The 20927-nt window shown below is 48.1% G+C and carries 16 protein-coding genes and 1 CRISPR repeat array; of the genes, 7 read left to right on the top strand and 9 right to left on the bottom strand.

Features of this window, described 5'->3' with window-relative positions:
* The first annotated feature begins 12 nt into the window (after positions 1-12).
* The 4 genes from AJ81_RS05290 to AJ81_RS05275 all read left to right on the top strand — a co-directional run bounded on the left by AJ81_RS05290 (position 13) and on the right by AJ81_RS05275 (position 6150).
* Positions 13-810, top strand: a complete 798-nt coding sequence (locus AJ81_RS05290; protein WP_031505227.1) for a hypothetical protein — start codon at positions 13-15, stop codon at positions 808-810.
* Positions 807-2234, top strand: coding sequence for a hypothetical protein (locus AJ81_RS05285; protein WP_038059871.1), 1428 nt, complete (start codon positions 807-809; stop codon positions 2232-2234). Before AJ81_RS05290 ends, AJ81_RS05285 begins: the two co-directional genes overlap by 4 nt.
* Positions 2235-2509: 275 nt before the next feature.
* Positions 2510-3523: direct repeats of the CRISPR family, unit length 30 nt; unit sequence GTTTAGAAGGCTCCTATGAGGGATGGAAAC.
* A gap of 279 nt (positions 3524-3802) precedes the next feature.
* Positions 3803-4717, top strand: coding sequence for an alpha/beta fold hydrolase (locus AJ81_RS05280; RefSeq protein WP_031505013.1), 915 nt, complete (start codon positions 3803-3805; stop codon positions 4715-4717).
* Between the two features lie 29 nt (positions 4718-4746).
* Entirely contained in the window at positions 4747-6150 is a 1404-nt protein-coding gene (locus tag AJ81_RS05275; protein ID WP_031505012.1) for an MFS transporter, read from the top strand.
* 46 nt (positions 6151-6196) lie between these two features.
* Here AJ81_RS05275 and AJ81_RS05270 read toward each other — a convergent pair whose 3' ends face one another.
* The 5 genes from AJ81_RS05270 to AJ81_RS05255 form a co-directional block, all read right to left on the bottom strand.
* Positions 6197-8542, bottom strand: coding sequence for a phosphoketolase family protein (locus AJ81_RS05270; protein ID WP_031505011.1), 2346 nt, complete (start codon positions 8540-8542; stop codon positions 6197-6199).
* A 51-nt stretch (positions 8543-8593) separates the two neighbouring features.
* On the bottom strand, positions 8594-8791 hold the full coding sequence (locus tag AJ81_RS10955; RefSeq protein ID WP_197536853.1) for a hypothetical protein: 198 nt from the start codon (positions 8789-8791) through the stop codon (positions 8594-8596).
* Complete coding sequence (locus tag AJ81_RS05265) at positions 8792-9961, bottom strand: deoxyribodipyrimidine photo-lyase (RefSeq protein ID WP_197536852.1); 1170 nt, start codon at positions 9959-9961, stop codon at positions 8792-8794. It abuts the gene before it with no gap.
* Positions 9962-10272: 311 nt separating this feature from the next.
* Positions 10273-10611, bottom strand: coding sequence for a sigma factor (locus AJ81_RS05260; RefSeq protein WP_031505010.1), 339 nt, complete (start codon positions 10609-10611; stop codon positions 10273-10275).
* Positions 10608-10853: a hypothetical protein gene (locus AJ81_RS05255; RefSeq protein WP_051368703.1), complete on the bottom strand. Its 246-nt coding sequence runs from the start codon at positions 10851-10853 to the stop codon at positions 10608-10610. The genes AJ81_RS05260 and AJ81_RS05255 overlap by 4 nt, the downstream gene beginning before the upstream one ends.
* 270 nt (positions 10854-11123) lie before the next feature.
* Between AJ81_RS05255 and AJ81_RS05250 the strand changes: the two genes are divergently transcribed.
* The 3 genes from AJ81_RS05250 to AJ81_RS05240 are packed head-to-tail and all read left to right on the top strand — an operon-like array spanning position 11124 to position 15553.
* Positions 11124-11573 carry a methylated-DNA--[protein]-cysteine S-methyltransferase gene (locus AJ81_RS05250; RefSeq protein WP_306452428.1) on the top strand — a complete coding sequence of 150 codons (450 nt, stop codon included), beginning with the start codon at positions 11124-11126 and terminating at the stop codon, positions 11571-11573.
* On the top strand, positions 11555-13477 hold the full coding sequence (locus tag AJ81_RS05245) for a transglycosylase domain-containing protein (RefSeq protein WP_031505007.1): 1923 nt from the start codon (positions 11555-11557) through the stop codon (positions 13475-13477). The genes AJ81_RS05250 and AJ81_RS05245 overlap by 19 nt, the downstream gene beginning before the upstream one ends.
* Before the next feature lie 18 nt (positions 13478-13495).
* A complete protein-coding gene (locus tag AJ81_RS05240) occupies positions 13496-15553 on the top strand; it encodes an efflux RND transporter permease subunit (protein WP_231845447.1) in 2058 nt (685 codons plus the stop codon).
* Between the two features lie 53 nt (positions 15554-15606).
* Here AJ81_RS05240 and AJ81_RS05235 read toward each other — a convergent pair whose 3' ends face one another.
* Genes AJ81_RS05235 through AJ81_RS05220 form a run of 4 tightly spaced genes read right to left on the bottom strand, consistent with a single transcriptional unit; the run spans position 15607 to position 20918 of the window.
* Positions 15607-17436: a hypothetical protein gene (locus tag AJ81_RS05235; protein WP_031505005.1), complete on the bottom strand. Its 1830-nt coding sequence runs from the start codon at positions 17434-17436 to the stop codon at positions 15607-15609.
* 16 nt (positions 17437-17452) lie between these two features.
* Positions 17453-19231 (bottom strand): amylo-alpha-1,6-glucosidase, encoded by a 1779-nt coding sequence (locus AJ81_RS05230; RefSeq protein ID WP_051368702.1) that lies wholly within the window; start codon positions 19229-19231, stop codon positions 17453-17455.
* Between the two features lie 11 nt (positions 19232-19242).
* Positions 19243-20058 (bottom strand): carbohydrate ABC transporter permease, encoded by an 816-nt coding sequence (locus tag AJ81_RS05225; RefSeq protein ID WP_031505003.1) that lies wholly within the window; start codon positions 20056-20058, stop codon positions 19243-19245.
* A complete protein-coding gene (locus AJ81_RS05220; protein ID WP_051368701.1) occupies positions 20055-20918 on the bottom strand; it encodes a carbohydrate ABC transporter permease in 864 nt (287 codons plus the stop codon). Before AJ81_RS05220 ends, AJ81_RS05225 begins: the two co-directional genes overlap by 4 nt.
* Positions 20919-20927: the final 9 nt, after the last annotated feature.

Below are 20927 nucleotides of genomic sequence, written 5' to 3'. Positions count from 1 at the left end.
GAGGCGTGATGCGTGGGTTATCTCAAAAGACGTCTCGAGTTTTACAAGAGAGCGCAGAAGAGGATAAAGAGTTTGAAAGAAGGTCCTGAGACCACTTCCATTCGTTTGGGAGATGTCATTTGTGTCTGGGGTGACACCGGTCCGATCTACGGTGTTGTGACTGAGGAGGGCGTCGTCAAGAACTGTATCCTCCTCAGCCCAGAACTGTTTCTCGCGGGGGATGGATTGTTGCTGAGAGTGGAACACCTCGTGAACCTGCTCAGGGTCACGCCCATCAATTTCTATTTGACCCCCAGCACACAAAGAGCGTGTGAAGTGATTGGTAAGCTGAAACAAGAAGACCTAACGAAGGTCGTGGGGAATCACCAAAAGCTTCGTGAAGAGAACTGGACCGGCGTTCGAAAAGAGTTCTTCGAGTACGAAACCAAGCGGATAGAGATTCTCTACGACATGTTTCTGGAGTTCCTAAACCAGATCGAACAGAGTGAATCACAAACCGTCACACTGAGATGGGACGAGTTGAAACGTCTGTTCGAGGAAAAAGATTTGGAATTGATCTTTCCCGACGTCCCGGTGGCACAAAGTTCTGCCGTCGATCTCGGAAAGTTTCTCATTGTCAGGACCGAATCCGGGATAAGGATCATTTTCTCGGACGAGCTGATTTCCAAAACCGGGAAACTAACGCTCGTCGGAAAAACCATTTACAGCGGGCGAATTCCGCCGGAACTGTTCATAACTTTCGAGAATCCTCCCGCTGTGGAAGCTCTTAAGAACATTCTGAATGTTGACGTGGGGGCGGAGAGAGAATGAACGAGCGGCTTGGGAAACTTTGGCAGGAATACAAGGAAAAAGTTAAGGCTGGACAGGATCCGCGGACACTCTACCAACAAATGGTCTGGCCTATACTGCTGGATTCCTGGAAAAAATCGCCTGTTGTTGAACCACAAAAGTTCCAGTTTGATGTTTCCATTCACACTCTTGGCACCAGCCCAGAGGCGACAACACTTGCGATCTTGGGAACCAGATCCAGTGAGGTCTACGTAATCCACACACCCGAGACGAGAAAGTACCTGGAGCAGATCAGAAGAGACGTTGGAGTAGAACTTTACCCCATTGAGATTGAAAAAAACGATGTTGTGACCATATACAAAAGGATCAAAGAAGTGGTGGAAAGAAACATTGGAAAAGCCGTGGCTCTGGACGTGACCGGCGGTACCAAGGCCATGAGCGCCGGAATGGCGAGCGGAGGATTCTTTTTCAGAAGATTCTTTCCGAACATAAGAGTGGTGTACGTGGACAACGAAGAATACGACGAAGAGCTCAGACGTCCAGTGGCAGGGAGTGAGAAGCTTGTCATCTTGCCTTCCCCCCACGAAGTGCTCGGGGATGTGGATGCGTTCTTCGCCCTGGAACATTACTCGAAGGGAGAATTTTACGAAGCGCAGAGGTACTTCCGAGAGACAGCAAAGAAAACCAAAGATAACAGATACAACGTCTTAGCTGACATTTGCGTGATGTATCACGCCTGGTATTCACTGGACATAGAAACAGCTTTCGAGAAATCCAGAAAGCTCGTGGAAGAACTTCAAACAGACACGTGGTTGAACCACCCGCTTGGAAAATCTCGTGGATTCTTTGAAACTCAAAGCAAAATCCTCGAAGCCATCAAGAGATTTCTTGAAGAGAAAGACTACACCCGGAATAAATTCGGTGTTTTTGCACTGGCGAAGACGCTGTTGAAAAAGAGCGAGAAACATGAAATGCATGGAGAAACCATACTGACAGCTCTGTGCGCTTACCGTGCTCTGGAGCTACTCCTGCAAGAAAGGCTCAGCCTGTACAATTTGACACCCGACATGCCCTTAACTGACGAAGATAAGATTGCGATTAGAAGAGAGATGTCGAAGATACTTCAGAAGCCGGAAGACCAGGTGGAGATGCACGACAAACTCGGTTTGTTCGGGATGGCAATCCTTTTGATCGTGAAAAAAGACAGTTGTGTTCAAGGGATTTTCGATCAGAAAAGGTTGAAAGCACTGTCATTGGCACTCCAATCGAGAAATTCTTCTCTGTTGATACACGGATTCGATTTTCCGAACGAAAAACAGGTGGAATACATCAAAGAATGCGCCAGAAAACTCCTTAAAGATCTCGAGATCAGGGCAGAACTTCGCTTGGATCCAAGCATCGACATGTGCTTCGAGAAAGCAGGGCTCGACCTTTTTAAATGGTGATTGCTATTTCTTGATCACTGTTACTAAAACTTTTCAGTGGTCTTTGACAATTAAATCTGATGTTTACCCATTTCCAAAAGCTTCATCTGAAGCCTATTCTAAAAACAGGTATTGTAACGTTCATATGAACCACCCACTTGTGCCTCAAAAAATGAGAGACTCAGTAGAAGTGCCATTTTCGAAAAGCTTCAACAGAAGGGCACTTCCAAAAAGGTCGAATGTAACATCGTCTCGACTCAAAAAGTGCCGTCTTAATAATAAAGCCACTTCCACGGGTTTAGAAGGCTCCTATGAGGGATGGAAACGCAACATGCAATTTAGATCGTAGTTCTTTTTTCTTGCAAGTTCTTGTTTAGAAGGCTCCTATGAGGGATGGAAACAACATGCTATTCGCCTCCTTTCACCAACACACTCTGTCAAATTCCCGTTTAGAAGGCTCCTATGAGGGATGGAAACATCCAATCCTGAATCTCTCGTACTCTCATCATACCTCCGCGTTTAGAAGGCTCCTATGAGGGATGGAAACATCAGTATGAACTATGTTTTCAACCGTGCATTTAAAAGTTTAGAAGGCTCCTATGAGGGATGGAAACAAGTTCATGCCGAGTTTGGCGAACAACATGGCGATTTCAAACGCGTTTAGAAGGCTCCTATGAGGGATGGAAACTCATGGCACAAAACAACGTCATAATAGGACTCGGGAGTTTAGAAGGCTCCTATGAGGGATGGAAACTGAAGAAATACCCAAAGAACCGCGTTCGCTGTGAAAATGTTTAGAAGGCTCCTATGAGGGATGGAAACCAGTCTTTCAATCTCCTTAAGTAACTGCGCCTTCTCGTGTTTAGAAGGCTCCTATGAGGGATGGAAACCCTTCTTCACTATCCCATAGTACACGCCATAAGGAAAAAGGAGTTTAGAAGGCTCCTATGAGGGATGGAAACCAGTCTTTCAATCTCCTTAAGTAACTGCGCCTTCTCGTGTTTAGAAGGCTCCTATGAGGGATGGAAACTGAGCGTTTCCGCTCACGCCTTTAGATCTTCAAGATGTTTAGAAGGCTCCTATGAGGGATGGAAACAACATGCTATTCGCCTCCTTTCACCAACACACTCTGTCAAATTCCCGTTTAGAAGGCTCCTATGAGGGATGGAAACTCGGGATCAAGACACTTTGAGCTCACGAAACAATTTAAGAGTTTAGAAGGCTCCTATGAGGGATGGAAACTTCCAGTGCTTCTTCTCTTTGCTATTGCAGGAACCAAAGTTTAGAAGGCTCCTATGAGGGATGGAAACTGCCGTCAAGATTGTAATGGCTTCTGTTTCTTTGAATCGGGCCGGGTTTGGAAGGCCTTATAATGGCTGGAAATGGACGTCCGTGTCGGAACTAATCCACACGTTCTGGTAAGTCAAGCCACGGTGAAGCAAAATGCTCGATCTCTTTTAGGGTATTAAGAAAAGATCAATTCTCTATCCAAGCCCCAACGATGTGCGCACCATGGAACGCTTTGAATGATCGATGATAATGTATGCCATATGGTCTGGTTGTTTTAGAATAAAATTGGGAGCTAAGGAATGAAGAAGATCTTCTTTTCGTTTGTTGCGCTGTTGCTGTTGCTGATGCTTTTTTCCTGCGATCCGAAGATCGCGGAGGAGGGAAAGAAACATCTCGATGTGACATCGTACCGTTTCGAGCAACTGGACGGTCTGAAGATCGCCTACCGAGAGTTTTCGGATCCATCGAAACCCACATTGGTGTTGATACATGGCTTTATGGGCAACACGACGAATTTCGAAAAGTTGTTTCCACACCTTGCTGAAAACTTTCATCTGCTGGTTGTCGATCTTCCCGGTTTTGGTCTGAGCGACAAACAGATCAATAAGCCGTTGTCCCGAAGGTACATGGCGTGGGTCGTTGGCGAGCTTCTCAAGAAGAAGGGCATCGTAAGGTATCATGTGCTTGGACACTCCATGGGTTCTGAGGTCGCCGCGTGGCTCGCTCTGGATCGTCCAGAGAACGTCGCTTCTTTGATCTTGGTGAGCAGTTCGATTTGTGTGGACAGTTCGAACCAGACGAGGAACTTTTCAGACAACGTGTTCGTTAGAATCTTTCTCAGACTGGCCTTCTTGAATTACACGAACACGAAGAACACCTTCAAAAACTTGCTCGTGGTGAAAGAGAATTTCGATGAAAAACAGTTTTTGAGCAACTACTATTTGGTCTACCAAACCCCGGTGAAGGTCGTCTTCCAACTGGCCCAAGCTGTGGATACAGAAGAATTGCGTGAGCTTTTGCCATCTTTGAACCTTCCAACGCTCATAATTTGGGGCTTACAGGACAACGCTACGCCTGTGGAGGGTGCGAGCTGTTTGGCACAGAAGATAGCGAACAGTCGAGTCGTGCTCTTGGACCAAGCTGGGCATCTTCCAATGATCGATCAGCCTGAGAAGATGGTGCGAGCCATAGAGCAGTTTTTGCTCGGTCTGTGAGTGAAGATCGCCGTGAGGGGGTAGATGCTGTGCAGACTGAAAAGCTCAGTTTGAAAACCAAGATCGGTTATGGTCTTGGAGATCTCTACGGTGGTGGAGCGTTCATCATTCTTGGTACGTACTATCTGCACTTTCTCACCGATGTGGTCAAGATCGCACCCGTTTTGGCGGGCTTGATCATCATGATAAGCAAGATCTGGGACGCCGTCACCGACCCTCTGATGGGTATGATCTCGGATCGAACGCGCACCAGATTCGGTAGAAGAAGACCTTACTTTCTTCTTGGCATACCTCTGATCTTCATCTCCTTCTGGCTGTTGTGGTATCCTGTGGGTTTTGCTCAGGAATGGCAGAGGTTCGCTTACATGCTCTTTTCTTATCTGTTCTTCGTCACTGTCATAACTATGGTCATGATCCCTTACAACGCCTTGGCACCAGAACTAACGCTCGACTACAACGAAAGAACCTCTTTGACCGCGTTTCGCATGTTCTTCTCCATGCTCTCTTCTGTCATATGTGCGATCCTGCCGTTGGAGATAGTCAAAAGGTTCGATTCTCCAAAGACTGGCTACACCGCTATGGCCACGTTCTTCGGCGCCTTCTTCGCAATACCTTTTTTGTTCACCTTCCTCGCGACGAAAGAGAGGAAAGAGTTTCAGCAACCAGTCTTCAAGTTCAACTTCAAAGAATTTGTCGAACCGTTCAAGAACAAAACATTCGTCTATGTGCTTTTGATGTATTTGTTCAGTTTTCTGACGATGGACGTGATCATGAGCATACTGATCTACTACATGACTTACTACATCAAGAAGGGGAACATAACGAATCTGGCGCTCGGGGTGCTTTTGATCTCCGAGATCGTCTTCATACCCTTCTGGAGCTTCGTTGCGAAGAAATATGGAAAGCGCGTGGCGTTTCTTTCCAGCGTCATGGTTTGGATCGTGGCGATGTTCTACAGCTTGACCATCACACCCGCCAGTCCCACAGCTTTGATATACTTCTTCGCAGTTTTCACCGGCATTGGCACAGGTGGAGTGGTGATCACGATTTATTCCATCTTCGCCGACGTTCCCGACGTGGACGAGCTGAAGAGTGGCAGAAGGCGTGAAGGAATCTATTCTGGTCTTTTCACGTTCATGAGAAAGCTCAGTTCCGCGGTGGGATTGTTTTTGGTTTCGAGCCTCATTTCCGTGGCAGGTTACAGACCAGCTCAAGAACAAACTGAAACTTTCCTGTTCGTGCTCAGGCTCATGTTCGCATTCTTACCCGTTGTGCTTCTAACGTTTGCGCTCATCTTCGCGCTCAAGTATCCTCTGACCAAACAGTTGCACGAAACGTTGAAGAAGATACTGCAATTGAAGAGACAGAACTTAGAGCTGAGCGAAGAGCTCAGAGCACAAGAGGAAAACTTGAAGGCCAAGCTGATCGGCTGAGATCTGGTTGTCGAGACTCAAGGGCTGAGAACTTGACGGCGTTCGTTCATTCGTCCAGCTCCGGCATGTCCACACCGTGGTTGTAGGCGTATTCCAAGGCCTTTATCTGCATGTTCTTCATTTCGTCAACGAAGCTTCCGGCCTTGTTGCTCAGTTTCGGTACCCTTTGCACAACGTCTATGGCGATGCTGAATCTGTCTATCTGGTTGAGGATAGCCAGTTGCATCGGAGTGGTTATCCCTCCTCTACCTTTCAGGAAGTTGGTGAGATGGGTCAAATCTATTCCGATCTTTCGGTTCTCTCTGTATCCTCTGACGTGTAAATTGTTGTGGTTCTTTCTTCTGTAGGTGAGCCTGTGTATGAGCCAAGGATAGCCATGGAAGTTGAAGATCACGGGTTTGTCGACGGTGAAGTAGGAATCGAAGTCTTTGTCGGTCAAACCATCTGGATGCTCTTGGTTCGGCGTCAAACAGAATAGGTTCACGACGTTCACGAACCTTATTCTCAGATCCGGGCAGTGTTCGATGAGGATCTTCACTGCCTTGACTGCCTCTTTCGTGGGTATGTCTCCACAACTGGCGATCACCACGTCAGGCTCTTCGTCCGGAAAGTTGCTGGCGAACTTCCAAACCCCCAGTCCTTTCATCGCGTGTTCCTTCGCCTCTTCGATGTTCAGATACTGTGGATGTTTTTGTTTGTCCACCACTATTATGTTTATTCTGTTCGTACTTTGCAGACACTGCCAGACGATGAACAACAATGTGTTAGCGTCGGGTGGAAAATAAACTCTCACCACGTTCGGCCACTTGTCCACCACCGAATTGATGAACCCAGGATCTTGATGGGTGAAACCGTTGTGGTCTTGTCTCCAGACCACGGAGGTTAACAGCAAATTCAACGACGAGACTGGCATCCTCCAAGGTATGTCTGAGGATATGTCGAGCCACTTTCCGAACTGGTTCACCATGGAAGAAATGATCGGCGCGAAACCTTCGTAGGTGTTCAGAATTCCGTGTCTACCAGTCAGAATGTAACCTTCCAAAAGACCCTCGACCGTGTGTTCCGAGAGCATTTCGATCGTTCTACCGAACGGGCTCAAATGACCTTCATCTTCGTCTTCGACGAGTGTCTTGGCAACCCATGCCTTGCCGAACTCGAAAACGTCGTAGAGTCTGTTGGAATGCGTCTCGTCCGGACCGAAAAGTCGAAAGTTGTTGGGGTTGAGCCTCATGACTTCTCTGAGAAACATACCCAAAGGTCTGGTGTTTTCCGCCTTGTTCGCCGGATCGATGCAGAAAGCTTCTATCTTTGGAAGTTTGAGCGGCACGCGCAACATGCCACCGTTCGCGTAAGGTGACTCTCCTATCTTCTTCTTTGGTACGGCTCTGAGGATCTCGTCGATCGGTCTGCCGTTCTGATCGAAGAGTTTCTCTGGTTCGTAACTTCTCAGCCATTCTTCCAAAATTCTCAGATGCTCAGGATTATTTCTCGCGTCCGAGAACGGAACCTGGTGAGCCCTCCAGTACCCTTCGATGTACCTGTCGTTCACCTTTCTTGGTGCAGTCCAACCCTTGGGAGTTTTCAGGATGATCATGGGATAGATGGGTCTGAACGGTTCGGTGTGCGATTTGATATCGAGTATCCTCTCAACGGCCCAGTCCATGGCTTGAGCCATGCTCTCGTGCGCTTGTATGGGTTCTTCTGCGATGACCAACTTGGGCTCGTAACCGTAACCTTTGAACAAATTGATCAGTTCTTCTTCGTCAATCCTGGCGAGTATTGTGGGATTGTTTATCTTGTAACCGTTGAGCAGCAAAACGGGCAGAACCACACCGTCTCTGACCGGATTAATGAACTTGTTAACGTGCCACGACGTGGCGAGTGGTCCTGTTTCGGCTTCCCCATCGCCCACGACCGCCACGGCCAGAAGTTTGGGATTGTCCAGCACGGCCCCGTAGGAATGGGACAGAACGTATCCGAGCTCTCCCCCTTCTTGGATCGATCCTGGCAGCTCAGGAGTGCAATGGCTACCCAAGCCGGCGGGGAAGGAAAAGGATCGAAAGAGCTTCTTCAAGCCCTCCTCATCCAACGTGAAGTGTGGATAATACTTGACGAGCGTCTGATCCAAATACAGCGGAGCTATGTAACCGGGTGCACCATGGCCTGGTCCGACCACGAACAGGCAGTCCAAATCGTACTTTTCGATGATCCTGTTGGTGTGAGCGTAGATGAAACTTATACCTGGACTCGCTCCCCAGTGGCCAAGCAACCTTCTCTTGATGTGTTCAGGTTTCAACGGCTCTTTCAAAAGTACGTTGTCCCAAAGGTATATCATCCCAGTCGCGATGTAACATGAAGCCTTCCAATAAAGGTGCAAATTTTTCAGCTCCATGCTTACCCCTCCAAACCTAATCGATTATCAAAATTATACCTCTGCACCACATTAAAGTGTTTCATTTTGGAACAATTTCACGTACTTTTTTACGTCGAACTTTTTGGCACACCCTTCGTAACTCATGTACCTTATCTTGCCGTATATGGGTCTTTCCTTCCATGGCCGATCGTGAACACCGCCAATCGACCAAGCTATTCCAGCATAACCGTTCGGATCTCTGCCGTCCAGCTCGTACTTGTCGTTCAACTATATGGCGTACTTCAGCGCGACCTTTGCGTTCTCTGTCCATTCCAAGATCTTCTTTGCCCAATACATGCGCATGTAACCGTGCATCTTTCCCGTTTTGGTCAACTGCCTCTGCGCGGCGTTCCAAAGTTCGTCGTGTGTCTTCGCGTTCTCGAGCTCTTCAAGCGGGTAGACGTACTTTCTTTCGTCTTTTTCGTGTTTCAGCAAAGTTTCCTTGGCCCAGTTGGGGAAAGCTTCGAAAGAGTCGTAGTTCGAATTGTAAAAGCAGAAGTTGTCAGAAAGTTCTTTTCGAACGATGAGCTCTTCCAAGAAAGCTTCGACCGAGGATGGGTATTCGTCGTGAAACTTCAAAACTTCGAGCGCGACCCTCTGTGCGGAGATCTGGCCGAAGTGCAGATAAGGCGAAAGGTTCGAAGTTCCATCCACCGTTGGATCGTTCCGCAGAGCTTCGTAGCGCTCGAGCTTTTCGTTCAAGAACTGTTCGAGGACTTGTCTTGCATGACTTTCGCCCGGTTTGAGCCATTCGACTGGTTGGACAGAAAAGTCTATCTCGAGCTTTTTGGTGATTTCATTTAAATCCAAGTCTTGTCTAATCCCAGAACTCTTCATTTTGATGAGCCTTGGAAAATCTTCCAAGAATTCCTTCATGTACTTTTTCATCTTGGGCCTGAGCGTGTACGCACCGTATTCCTGCTTGTTGGAGATGAAGAACGCTGGAACGATGTTGTGCGCATCCACTTCGTAGCAAGGTATGTCAATCTTTTCGAGCAGTTCTTTCTTCCAGCTTCGAACGATTCTCAAGGGGTTGAAATCGCACACCAGACAGGACGCGTTCAGTTCCTTCAAAATTCGAGCGATCTGCTGGGCTGGTTCACCGAAGCTCACCAAAAGAGGAATGTTGTGCTCTTCTAAATTTTTCTTCACTTCCAAAAGTCCGCTCAACATGAAGTGATACTGTCTGTATGTCGCGTCCAAGAACTTGGCAACGACGTTGAAGAGGACGATCAAAGGAACATCTTTTGAGAGCGCCAGATCTTGTGCGAACAGGAGTGCCCAATTGTCTTGAGACCTTTGATCTCTCTGCATCCAGTAAACAACCGGACCAGTTCTTTCGCTCTCGACACACTTCAGGGTCCTCACTCTTTTCGGATTGACGGAAAAGTTTTCCATGCCAACAACACCTCTGACACATTTTAACCAAAATGCGGTGATAGGTGAAAGGCAATGCGAGTGTTGCCAAATGCCTTCGAACGGTGGCAATTACCAATATTCGCAGGGAACAGATGGGAAATTCTTTGGACAAGGAGACGCGGCGGGTCCATTTTAGATTTTCGCGCGGTGTGAAAAAGTCATGTGCCACATTCAGTCCTGAAGTCCCAAGGTTTGCGTGTTCAGAAAGATTGTGAGTGAAGAAACTGTGATCCTACGTTGGACACTGTGGCGGACGACTTTGTTTCAAAGAAAAAAGCCCCCGAAGGGGGCTAAAATTGGTAAAGTTCCAAGATATCTTCCTCGCACAGGACGAACTGGACCTTCTGATGTCTCTGTTTGACGAAGCTGAAGGGATGATCGTTGTGTTTGGGAGCGTTTTCACCGTCTTTGAGCATGTTGAAGAGCTTTCTTCTCACGTACTGTTTCACATAACCTGCCTGATCCCCACGGCCATCGAAATCGTCGAGCGCAATCAAGAGCAAATAGCACGCAGTCTGATAGAGATCTTCGTAACTTTCAATGTTCCAACCATATCTTTCGTACACTACCTTGCATAGGCCTCTCAAGTACGGTTCGTACTTTTCCCAGTTCGAAAACGTCGTTTTCACGCCGCTTTCTCCTTCCATATCGTTTGGTTGAAGTACTTGACGATGTTGTCTATGGCGATGTCGAGCATCCAGTCGAAGACGAACTGAGGCATGGGTAGTTTGATGTTGAACTGTTTCAGAAAGGAATAAACCATCTCTTTGACCTCTTGTTTTTTCTTCGCTCCATCCTTTGGTCTTTCAACCAGACAGATGGCGAGTGCGAGGAGCTTAGCTACGGTGTTGAGGACTTCCACGAAGTTCACAATTTCACCTCCTTTGACTCGAAGAGTCGTCGAAACCGCACACACGAACGAACCGCCAGTGGGACGGCCTCGGGTTTGGTATTTCTCGAGGAGCGCTCCCATAATATAATATACGTATGTATACATATCATGGAAGAAGAGGACCGGTTAAGAAACAGTTCCCCTTGGGATAAAAAGATGTTTAACTGTTGTCGATCTCGGGACAACGGCGCAAAGGAACGGAAAAACGCTCGTGTTATCATCGTGCGGGAAGGATCGAGGAGGGTTTTTGTGGAAAGTTTCACTTACGAATCGATCTTTGGGCCGATGTGTGTGAGAATGAAAAACGGCAGGGTTTATGGAATAGAACTTGGAAAAAGGTGTGCTGGTGCTGAGTCGAACCCAGAAGTCTTTCAACAGTTGGAAGAGTATTTCAGAGGAATAAGAAAACAGCTCGACTTTCCTGTGGAAGTTCGTGCTACAGAGTTTCAACTGCGAGTCTGGCAAGCTTTGAGAAACATACCTTACGGTTCTACGATCAGCTATGGAGAGCTTGCGAAAAAACTTGGCACCTCACCAAGAGCGGTTGGTCAGGCGTTGAAACGAAATCCGTTGCCTCTCTACTTTCCGTGTCACAGGGTAGTGGGTAAGACTTCTATTGGAGGTTTCAGTGCGGGGTTGAATTGGAAGAAGAATCTGCTCGCGCTCGAGCGTGGTGAAAGATGCGCTGGAAAGTCATAGGCTTTCTGTGTGGCTTTTTGCTGAGTGTTTCTGTGCTTTTTTATCTCTACGTTGATTTCACGAAAGATCTCGATTCACCTGAATCGAAGATTCCCACCGGATTTTTGCTCCTGTACTCGGACGGAACTTTCATGTCACTTCCCAGATCTTTCTGGGTCAAGCTCGAGGATGTGCCACCTTATTTTCTGAACGCCTTGTTGGTCTCTGAAGACAAGCGTTTCTATTACCATGCGGGTGTGGACCCGATTGGGATCGCGAGGGCGATCGTGAGGAACATCAGCAGCATGTCGATCAACGAAGGTGGTAGCACGATCACTCAGCAGTTGGCTCGCACGCTGTATCTGACACCGACCGTGACTTGGCAAAGAAAGTTGAAGGAGCTGTTCATTGCGTTGTGGTTGGAGAGGCACAGGACCAAGGAAGAGATCCTGCAGATGTACATAAACTCCGTTTACATGGGTAACGGTCTTTACGGTTTTGCCAGCGCCTCACGGTACTACTTCGGTAAAGAGTTGGGCGATGTGACGCTGAACGAGGCAGCCATCTTGGTGGCTGTTGTGAGATCTCCGGAGAATTTCAATCCTTTGAGGAACTGGAATATTTCCAGACTCAAGGCAAAAACGGTTCTGGACGCTCTGCTCAAGGAAGGTTACATAAACAGTCTCGTTCACAAAAGGGCCGTCGAGGAACTCGAAGCCATGACTTATGCCGGCAACTTCAAGATGGACATGGACGAAGAGATATTTTGGAGAGTCGTAAGAGAGCTTCAACAGCTCGGTTACGGTTTGAACGAGCTGAGACAGGGATACAAAATCTACACGACTTTGGACAGGAATCTTTCTCAAGCGGCGTCGAGTTTGCCACGCACGGTCGTTGTCGAAGCGATAGATCCTATGTCTGGAGCCGTTTTACTTTACAGGGGCGTTGGCTCGACGTATCCAGAAGGTCGTAGACTGCTCGGCTCTGCGATAAAGCCGTTCTATTACTATCTGGCGATCTTGGAAGGCTGGTCGATAGACAGCGAGTTGGTGGACCTGCCGTTGAAGATTGGGGACTGGACACCTGAAAATTTCGACAAGGGTTATCGTGGGATCGTCACGATGAGACAGGCGCTGGTGGATTCTTTGAACATACCGTCGGTGAATCTGTTCATGCAGCTCGGCAAAGAGAATGTGGTGGAGTTTCTCAAAAACGAGCTGAAGATCGCAGGTCATTATCCTGAAGATATGACAATCGCGCTGGGAACTCTCGAAACAGCCCCAGAAGAGGTTTTGAAAGCATATTCTGCAATCTTCAACGGTGGTGTGGTTCTACAACCTTACATCGTGAAGCGCATCGAGGACATGAACGGAAGAACGATCTACGAAGCTTCACCAAAGGTGCTGAACGTTGTGAAAGCAAGAAGACTCAGCCCCATGGAGGCCTCGATGGTCTTGTTGAACGTCATGAGAGAAGTGGTTGAGAGAGGAACGGGCGTGCGTGCGAGACAAAGAGTGCCCGTAGCAGGTAAGACTGGAACTTCTTTGAAGACGGCTTGGTTCGTCGGAGGAGATCAAAACTTTATCATGGCGGTTGCCGTGGACGGTGAGGATCTGGTGGGTGGCGTACACGCCGCGCCGATTTGGTCTCAGTTGGTTTCCAATTACAACTATCTGGGTAAAATGCCGAAGTGGAAAGTGCAGGTGAGTCTGTCTACGAAGACGACTCTGCCATCCCTGACGCTCGATGTGGACAGACTCGTGCAGTGGTTGCAGGAGGGCACTCTGAGCATTGACGCGCTGGTTGAAATCACATCAAGGCTGGACAGTTCTGCTTTGCTCGATTTTCTAAGCAGTATAAATGAACGCTCGCCACAGCTGGCAAAAGAACTTTGGGAAAAAATCAAGCTCAAGCGCTCATGGTGAGATGATAGAATAAAATCTGTGTGGCTGAAAAAGTACAAGTTCACGATCCTGTTTTTGATCGTTTGTGCGATCTTTACCGTGATAATTTTTTTCAAGGCGCGCATCAACGCCAGTTATTTTGTCTTCCTTCCTGGTTACAGATCTGGAGTCAGTATTGAGCAGATAGACAATGAAGAGCTCAAATCTTTTTTCAAGATCATACAGAAATTCAACGACGGTTCTCAGTTCGTGGTAGTTTTACACCATCCTGATGGTTTCTTCTCTCCACAGGTTTTGTCGAGGGCTGTGGAACTTCAAGAGCGGCTTTCCAACCTGTCGTACATGAAGAACGTGCTGAGCGTCATAAATTACAGTTTCAGAAAGCCTTACTTCGATGGTTCCACACTCGATGCAGCGATTCTCGAAGATCCTGAGGCGAGTTCTTTCATTTCGAAGGATGGAAAGTATTTGCTTCTGTACTGCACCCTGAGCGTGAATTGTGACGAAGACAAAGCTTTACAAGAGATAGACAAGATTCTGAGCGATTTTCGTGATCTGAAAGCCATGCCGTTTGGCCAACTCATCATAAACAAGCATCTGTTCGGGGAGATCATGCGTCAGGTCTTCGTCTATCCTGCGATCATCTTTTTGGTGATACTCTTCATCTTCTATCTTCAAACTCGATCTTTGAAGGCGAGCTTTGTGTCTCTTTTGATTCCAGTGTTCGCGAACGTGATAGTTTACGGTGTGGTGAGTTTGCTCGGTGTGGAACTGAACACGATGAGTGTCATGTGTGTGAGTTTTCTGATCATTATAGGTTCTGCCTACGGACTTCACTTTTACAACGGCGTGGTGAGGTTCAAAGACAGAGTGAGAAAAGAGATGCTCACACCGATTTTCTTCTCCATGTTCACCACGAGCGTCGGGTTTCTTTCGTTCCTCTTCGTCGAGATCACGGCCTTCAGACATCTGGGTTTGATGGTCAGTTCGGGACTCACGCTGGTCTTCGTCATTCTGTTCAGCTCAGGTTACGAGCTACTTCGAAGCGAAAAACCGATCAAACGAGGAACGCTCCTTCTCAGGCTCAAGAGCGAGAGTCTGGGACGCATCATGCTCGTTTTCTCCATCGTTCTCGTAACGATGACCTTTCTTTTTATACCGCGAATAGAAGTTGGTATGGACCAGGCCGCGTATTTTTCGAAAAGCAGTGCTATCGGTCAGGCGCTGGCGATCTTGACGGAAAAGTTTTCGTACCGGGAACCCGTGTACGTGATGGTCGAGAAGCAGAGCATCTTCACGATGAAAGATTCGCAACAGATAGCCAAACTCGTCGAAGATCTGCGCCGAATCGATGGTGTGTCCTCGGTCCAGTTCCCCATGGCGTATCCGATACCCACCTTGGTGCTCATGTCGCGTCTTCAACCAGCGATCCATCACTTCGTTGCCGACGGGCGCACGATCAGGATCGCGGTGAACCTCACCGAGGAAGGTTACAGAAAAGCGGGAGAGATGAAAGACAGGCTCAGGGAAGTGCTCGAAGAATATCCAGAGTACACCTTCACCGTTGCGAGTGCGGCGTTCGTGGTCGATCAGATCAACTCGAGGATCGTCGCGAGTCAGGTTCAGAGCCTCACGATGTCGCTCTTGTTCATCTTTGGTTCAGTTCTCTTCGCGTTCAGAAATGTTCTGCTGTCACTTTTGATCGTCGTACCAGTTGTTTTAACGGCTCTTTCGAATTTCTTCTTCATGGGCTTGCTCGGCTTGAAACTGGACGTCGCCACATCGATCGTCGCCAGCATCCTTGTAGGTTTAGTGGTTGACTACTCGATCCACCTCGCGCACGATATGAGAAGAACCAAAGACGTGTTCCTCTCGATCGAAAACATCTCGATGCCGGTGCTCGCGAACGGCTTGGGTTTGATCGGTGGTTTCTTGGTGCTCGTCTTTTCGAGGCTCGCGCTCTTTAGAGATGTTTCGCTCTTGCTCATACTCGGCATTGGCTTCGGGGTGGCTTTCACGCTCTTCTCTCAGCCGATACTGATTAAGAGTTTTGCCAAGAATGATGTTAAGCAAGAGACAACACGAAAGCTCAGCTGAGCTCTTTTCCTTGCGCCAATCTCATTGACGTTCACACGGTTGTTGTTCGCCCGTCAGAATCTCACCGTGTAGATCCTATGCACGAAAGCGTTTTCGTATTCGTAATTGTCGATCCTCTCAACGTGCCAACCTTTTGGAAGGACCAGATTCACGTTGACTTGTCTATCTTCAAGGTTCACCAGATGGATCTTCAACGTGCCATTCTGTTCGAAACTGCTGACAATGATAAAACCGTCCGCTTCGACGGTCCAAGGTTGGTGAGGTTTCACCAGCTCGATCAACTCCTGTGCGTCGAACGGATGGGTGAAAACGTAGCAATAGTTCAGATAATTGAAGAACAGAAAGTTCGCTTTTTCCATCCTCTTTCTCCAACTCGGATCGTTGAAGTACGCAGAGAAGTTCAGCAGTGAAAGGATCTGTTCGAGATAGAGTTGCTCTTCTGGCTTGGAAAGCTGCGCGAGTCTTTCGTAAGTCTCTTTCCAAACGATCTTTTCGTTCTCGAAAGGTGAGTATCCAAGGAAGATCTTCTTTCCTTTGAAATCTTTGATCTTCTCCATCTCACTCTTTTCAAAGATCGGTGGTACGAGTAAGACTTCAACGTTTTCGAAGTCGTCCCAGACCACTTTGTAATCGATTCGATTCTTGATCAATTCGTGTTGCGCGGCGAAAAATGGAAGGTACGTCCTTTCCCAATGGAAGGTGAGCGAATCGTACGGATGAAAGATCGCGATCTTTGTGGTCCTCTTTCCGTAGCAATCTTTCCAAACGCCTTTTTCACCCTTGAACCAGCTGTGGTAATCTGCGATCTGTTTGCGTACCTCTTCGAATTTCTCATCGGTGATGAGCGTCCATTTTCCGTCGTGGAAATATTCAGTACCCTTCAGGACCATGACCGAATCGTTGGCATAAGCTTCCGCCATCCCTTGCAGATAGTTCCTGATGGGATAAACCGCATCCGTACCGATACCGAGCATGTACGGAACGGAAGTGACGGGTTTTCCCTTGCTGTGCGCATGAGCGATCCTGTAGGTCATGGTGTTGAAGATCTGTAGACCTTTGAACTTCCTTGGAAGCTGGTGGTTCTCGATCATGACCCAGTCCTGAACTTCGAACGCGTTTCTCAGATCCACCCCCGCCATGATCGCAAGTTTGCTCAAACATGCCTCGAAGGAGTTCGAAGAGACCACCACGTTCGGATTGATGGACTTTGCAAGTTTTGCGAGCTCCTCTATGGTCTCCCAGAGAACTTTCCTCCTCCAGATCAAATACGCTCTCGATTCTTCGTTCTCCGACAGATACTCTGGAATACCGCGGACATTTAAGCTGAGAGATTTCGCAAATTCTCTGAACTGCTTCTGGCATCTGTCACAGTAACACGGCCTGAAACCGAACCATGAACCGAAGACGTTGTCGAAAAACACTCCATCTGCTCCGGCCTCGACGATTTCTTTGACGATGCCTGTAAGGTGCACCTTCCATTCCTCGTCCGTCGGGCAGGTCAAATAACGACCGGAGTAGTAGTTGATCTTGTTCCCAAACTGATCCATCGCGTACCATCGCTTGGTGACGTAAGAACCGTCGAAGACCGTGTTGGAAAATTGAACGTATCCCAGCACCCTCAAGCCTTCTTCATGGTATTCTTTCACCGTCCGTTTGAAATATTCGTGATCTTCGTGCTCGATCTCAGGTGGAAAACCCCAGTTGTACGTGCAATAGGCCCAGTTGTAGCCCATCTCTTTCAGTCTTCTCGCACCTATCCTCAGTCCTCCCTCCATGTGGACCTTCTCATCGACGGCGGTGCCCGGAAACTTCACTTTGTTTATCCTGATCGTTCCTGGCCCTGCCCACATGTAGACCGAAAAATGGTTCCATTTTTCCACCATTTCGAACACCTCCGTTTCATGATTTTATCTGTAACACCATCGCGAACGCGAAACTGCTCCACGCTTGCTGCAGCGATCCACGCGGATAGCACGGTGAATAATACTCGACCAAGTTCACCCAGCCGTTCTCGAGCGAATACTTCCACCAACTCAAGAGTGGATACTCGTGGTCCAAATCATACCTTGACTTCGCAAGGGCATAAATGCTACTCAGATACGGCCAGCAGCTTCCGTTGTGGTATCTGTAAGGAAAGGCGCTTTTGCCGAACAGATGCGATCTTCTTTTGTAGTGCGGCCATACGGTCATGACGCCCCAGTCGCCGTAAGGTTGCGATGGGTTGTTTCTGGTTTCCAGAAACTTTTCCATCTTCAAAAGTGTGGATCTTGCTTTGTCTTCGTCGGCAACATCGAAGATGATCGAAACCACAGTGTCGAGCGCAAGATGGTCCTCCACGTAACTTCCAATGAAATCGACGAAGTAACCTTTTCTCTCATCGAAGAGAACCTCGTTGAACTTCTTTCTCGTTGAAAGATACCGAGATTCCCAGAACTCTGCTTGCTCGCGCATGTCCATCATCTTCAAAAGCTTCGAAGCTTCCCTCATGGCTGCGGCGTGCAAGGCGGCGTCGTAGGTGACGAAGCCATCTCTGAACACGTTGTCTGCCCAATCGAGACAGTCGTGAGGTTTCTTGAAAAGATCGTTTTCAACGAAGTTTTCGGCGTATCTCAGCACCTTGAGTATTTTTTCGAGAACTGTGTCTGAATCGATACGTTCCTTCAGGATCGAAACGTCTTGAGTTTTCTCAACGTACTTCGAGACCAACAGCACGAAGAGAAAACCGGAATCGTGGTGTCCACTCCACCAGTCGTTTTCGTACTTCACACCCGCAGCGAGAGCGGGATATTCCTTCTTCAATTGTGCGAGGAACATCTTCTCTTCATCGCTCAAGAACATCACACCGCTCGGACAGCCATCGTCGTGCACCGCACTGGCTAAGATGAGAATCTGCTCTCTGACCAGATCTGCCCGCACGTCGAGCAAACTCAAACACGTCCAGAACGAGTCTCTGAAGTAGGTCCTCGGTGGGAAAGAGTAGTTAACACCCGCGGCGAAGGCGTGAACTTTTCCAAGATCTTTCCAGTTGCTGAGCGCGGTGTGGAGTGCGAACAGTGCCAGACTCTTTTTCAATTCATTCAAGTTTCTCGGAACGTGGTCTTTCAAAAATTGGTTGTAGGAGAGATTCTCAGCTCGTTCGTTGACGATCTCTTTCTGCGTGGAGAATCGAAGCTTCAACTCTTTGTTCGTCGCAGAGAGTTTCAGCGTGAAGGTTTCATCTTTTCTTTGAAGATCTTCGATCTTTCCCTCCAGAACCTCGATTCTGACCAAATTTGACAGGTCTATGTTGGAACCTTCGACGATCACGTTCAAAGGTTTTTTGAAGTTGTAGGTTGGTCCGAAAGGTACTTTGAAATGTTTTTCGAGTGGCGCTTTGAAGGATAGGGTCAATCTTTCCATCCCTTTGATCTGCCACAGCACCGATCTTATCCAAGGTGAGGTGAAGAAAGACCAAGTGGTTTTCTCGTGCGAGAACTCGCAACCGTTCGGCCAGAGTCGACAGCTCGTCGGGTTTGGAAGATCGTTCTTCGAGAATTCGATCAGAAGACCTTTCTTGGACGAAAAGAGCTCGGCTGGAGTTCCATTCTTAAGTCGCAAGGTAAGCTCGATGTTGGACATGATGTAATCTTCATTTGAACCTTCGTAGATCACTTGTCCATCGACGATCGTGTACCTCACACGCCTTCACCTCACTTGATCGCGCCCGTGGTGATACCCTTGACGAAGTACTTTTGAAGGGCTATGAAGACAATCAGAACCGGTACCATTGAAAGCACCGTCATCGCCAACAGAGGTCCCCACTGAACGATGTGTTCGCCTGCGTAAAGTCCAAGGGCGAGCTGTATCGTGTAAAGTTTCGGTGAACCCACCACGATCATCGGCCAGAGGAAATCGTTCCAGCGCCAGGTGAAAGACAGGACCGCAAGAGCGGCGATCAGAGGCTGTGTCAGAGGCAGAATGATTCTGAAGAAAATCTTGATCTCGTTGGCTCCGTCGATTCTTGCACTCTCTATCACAGAGTCCGGTATTGCGGATACTATGTACTTCTGTGCCAAAAAGATTCCCGTGGGCGTTGCGGCGGGTGGGATGATGAGCCCCCAGAGCGTGTTTATCATCCCCAACCTCGACAGAACGAGGTATATGGGCACCATGATGACCTGCAGGGGTATCATCAACATCGAGAGGATGAAAGTAGAGACCTGGTTTTTGAAGCGGAACTGGTACTTTGCAAGCGCATATCCACCCATGACACTTATGATGACAGTGATCAGCGTCGCTGAGACTGAGACCAAGAAAGAGTTTCTGAAGAAGAGTGCGAACTGGGTTTTACGAACGACTTGAAGGTAGTTGACGAGCGTCGGTTGGCTTATCAACTTTGGGGGCCAAGAGAAAAGGTCCGCTTCGTCTTTGAAGCTGGAGAAGATCGTCCAGACTATCGGTGAAACGTAGAGAAAGGCAAACAGATAAACTGCAAGATTCAGCAAAATGTGGATCAGCTTCTTCATACCTCTTCCTCCAGAATCCTGATCTGTATCAGCGATAGCGTTATCAATATGGCAAAGAGGATCACGGACATCGCGGATGCCATACCAAGTTTACGTTCCAAAAATGCGGTGTAATAGATCTTTTGAGCGAGTACAGTAGTCGCTGTGCCGGGACCACCTGCGGTGAAGACATAGATGATTTCGAAGCTTCTCATGGACATGATCGTGCTCAGAACTAAAACCAGGACCGCTGTAGGTTTAAGCAACGGGAAAATGATCTTCCAGAACCTCACCCAGCGGTTCGCACCGTCCAAAGCGGCGGCTTCGTAGACTTCCGTTGGGATCGCGGTCAGAGCGGAGTTGAACATGACCATGAAATAGCCCGCAACGTTCCAAACGGTCACCAGCACGACACTCAAAAAGGCGAGTCGTCGATCGAGCAACCAAGGGATCGGTGAAGCACCGTTCTTCAACAACAATATATTGATCAGTCCGGCATCGTAGTCCAGAAACCATTTCCACGAGACACCGATGATGGAAGGAGACAGCAACCAAGGCCAGTAGAAGAGTGCTCTCAAGAACGCTTTGCCTTTGATCAGATCGGAGCTCGTGATAACGGCCAAGAAGAGCGATGTGAAGAAGGCGATCGGAACGACCATCGCCGAGTACATGAAAGTTCTCAAAAGAACTCTCCCAAAATCGCTCGCACCACCGAACAGATATCGAAAGTTGGCCAGCCCGATGAACTTTCCAGAGAATCTGACCATGTCGTAATCCGTCAGTGCGTAGTAAAAACTACTCAACGCCGGAGTGACCACGAAGATGGTGAATATGACAAGATTTGGCAAAAGGAACAACCACGCGTAATACTGTCTCTTCAAAATATCTAC

The organism is Pseudothermotoga hypogea DSM 11164 = NBRC 106472, assembly GCF_000816145.1.
GTDB classification, from domain to species: domain Bacteria; phylum Thermotogota; class Thermotogae; order Thermotogales; family DSM-5069; genus Pseudothermotoga_A; species Pseudothermotoga_A hypogea.
This window is presented reverse-complemented; position numbering and strand designations above follow the sequence as displayed.

What these genes read in the sequence shown, in the direction of transcription:
- AJ81_RS05285 (WP_038059871.1), top strand. Translation starts at nt 807, where the DNA reads ATGAACGAGCGGCTTGGGAAACTTTGGCAGGAATACAAGGAAAAAGTT.
- AJ81_RS05235 (WP_031505005.1), bottom strand. Translation starts at nt 17,436, where the DNA reads ATGGTGGAAAAATGGAACCATTTTTCGGTCTACATGTGGGCAGGGCCA.
- AJ81_RS05225 (WP_031505003.1), bottom strand. Translation starts at nt 20,058, where the DNA reads ATGAAGAAGCTGATCCACATTTTGCTGAATCTTGCAGTTTATCTGTTT.
- AJ81_RS05245 (WP_031505007.1), top strand. Translation starts at nt 11,555, where the DNA reads ATGCGCTGGAAAGTCATAGGCTTTCTGTGTGGCTTTTTGCTGAGTGTT.
- AJ81_RS05270 (WP_031505011.1), bottom strand. Translation starts at nt 8,542, where the DNA reads ATGGAGCTGAAAAATTTGCACCTTTATTGGAAGGCTTCATGTTACATC.
- AJ81_RS05280 (WP_031505013.1), top strand. Translation starts at nt 3,803, where the DNA reads ATGAAGAAGATCTTCTTTTCGTTTGTTGCGCTGTTGCTGTTGCTGATG.
- AJ81_RS05265 (WP_197536852.1), bottom strand. Translation starts at nt 9,961, where the DNA reads ATGGAAAACTTTTCCGTCAATCCGAAAAGAGTGAGGACCCTGAAGTGT.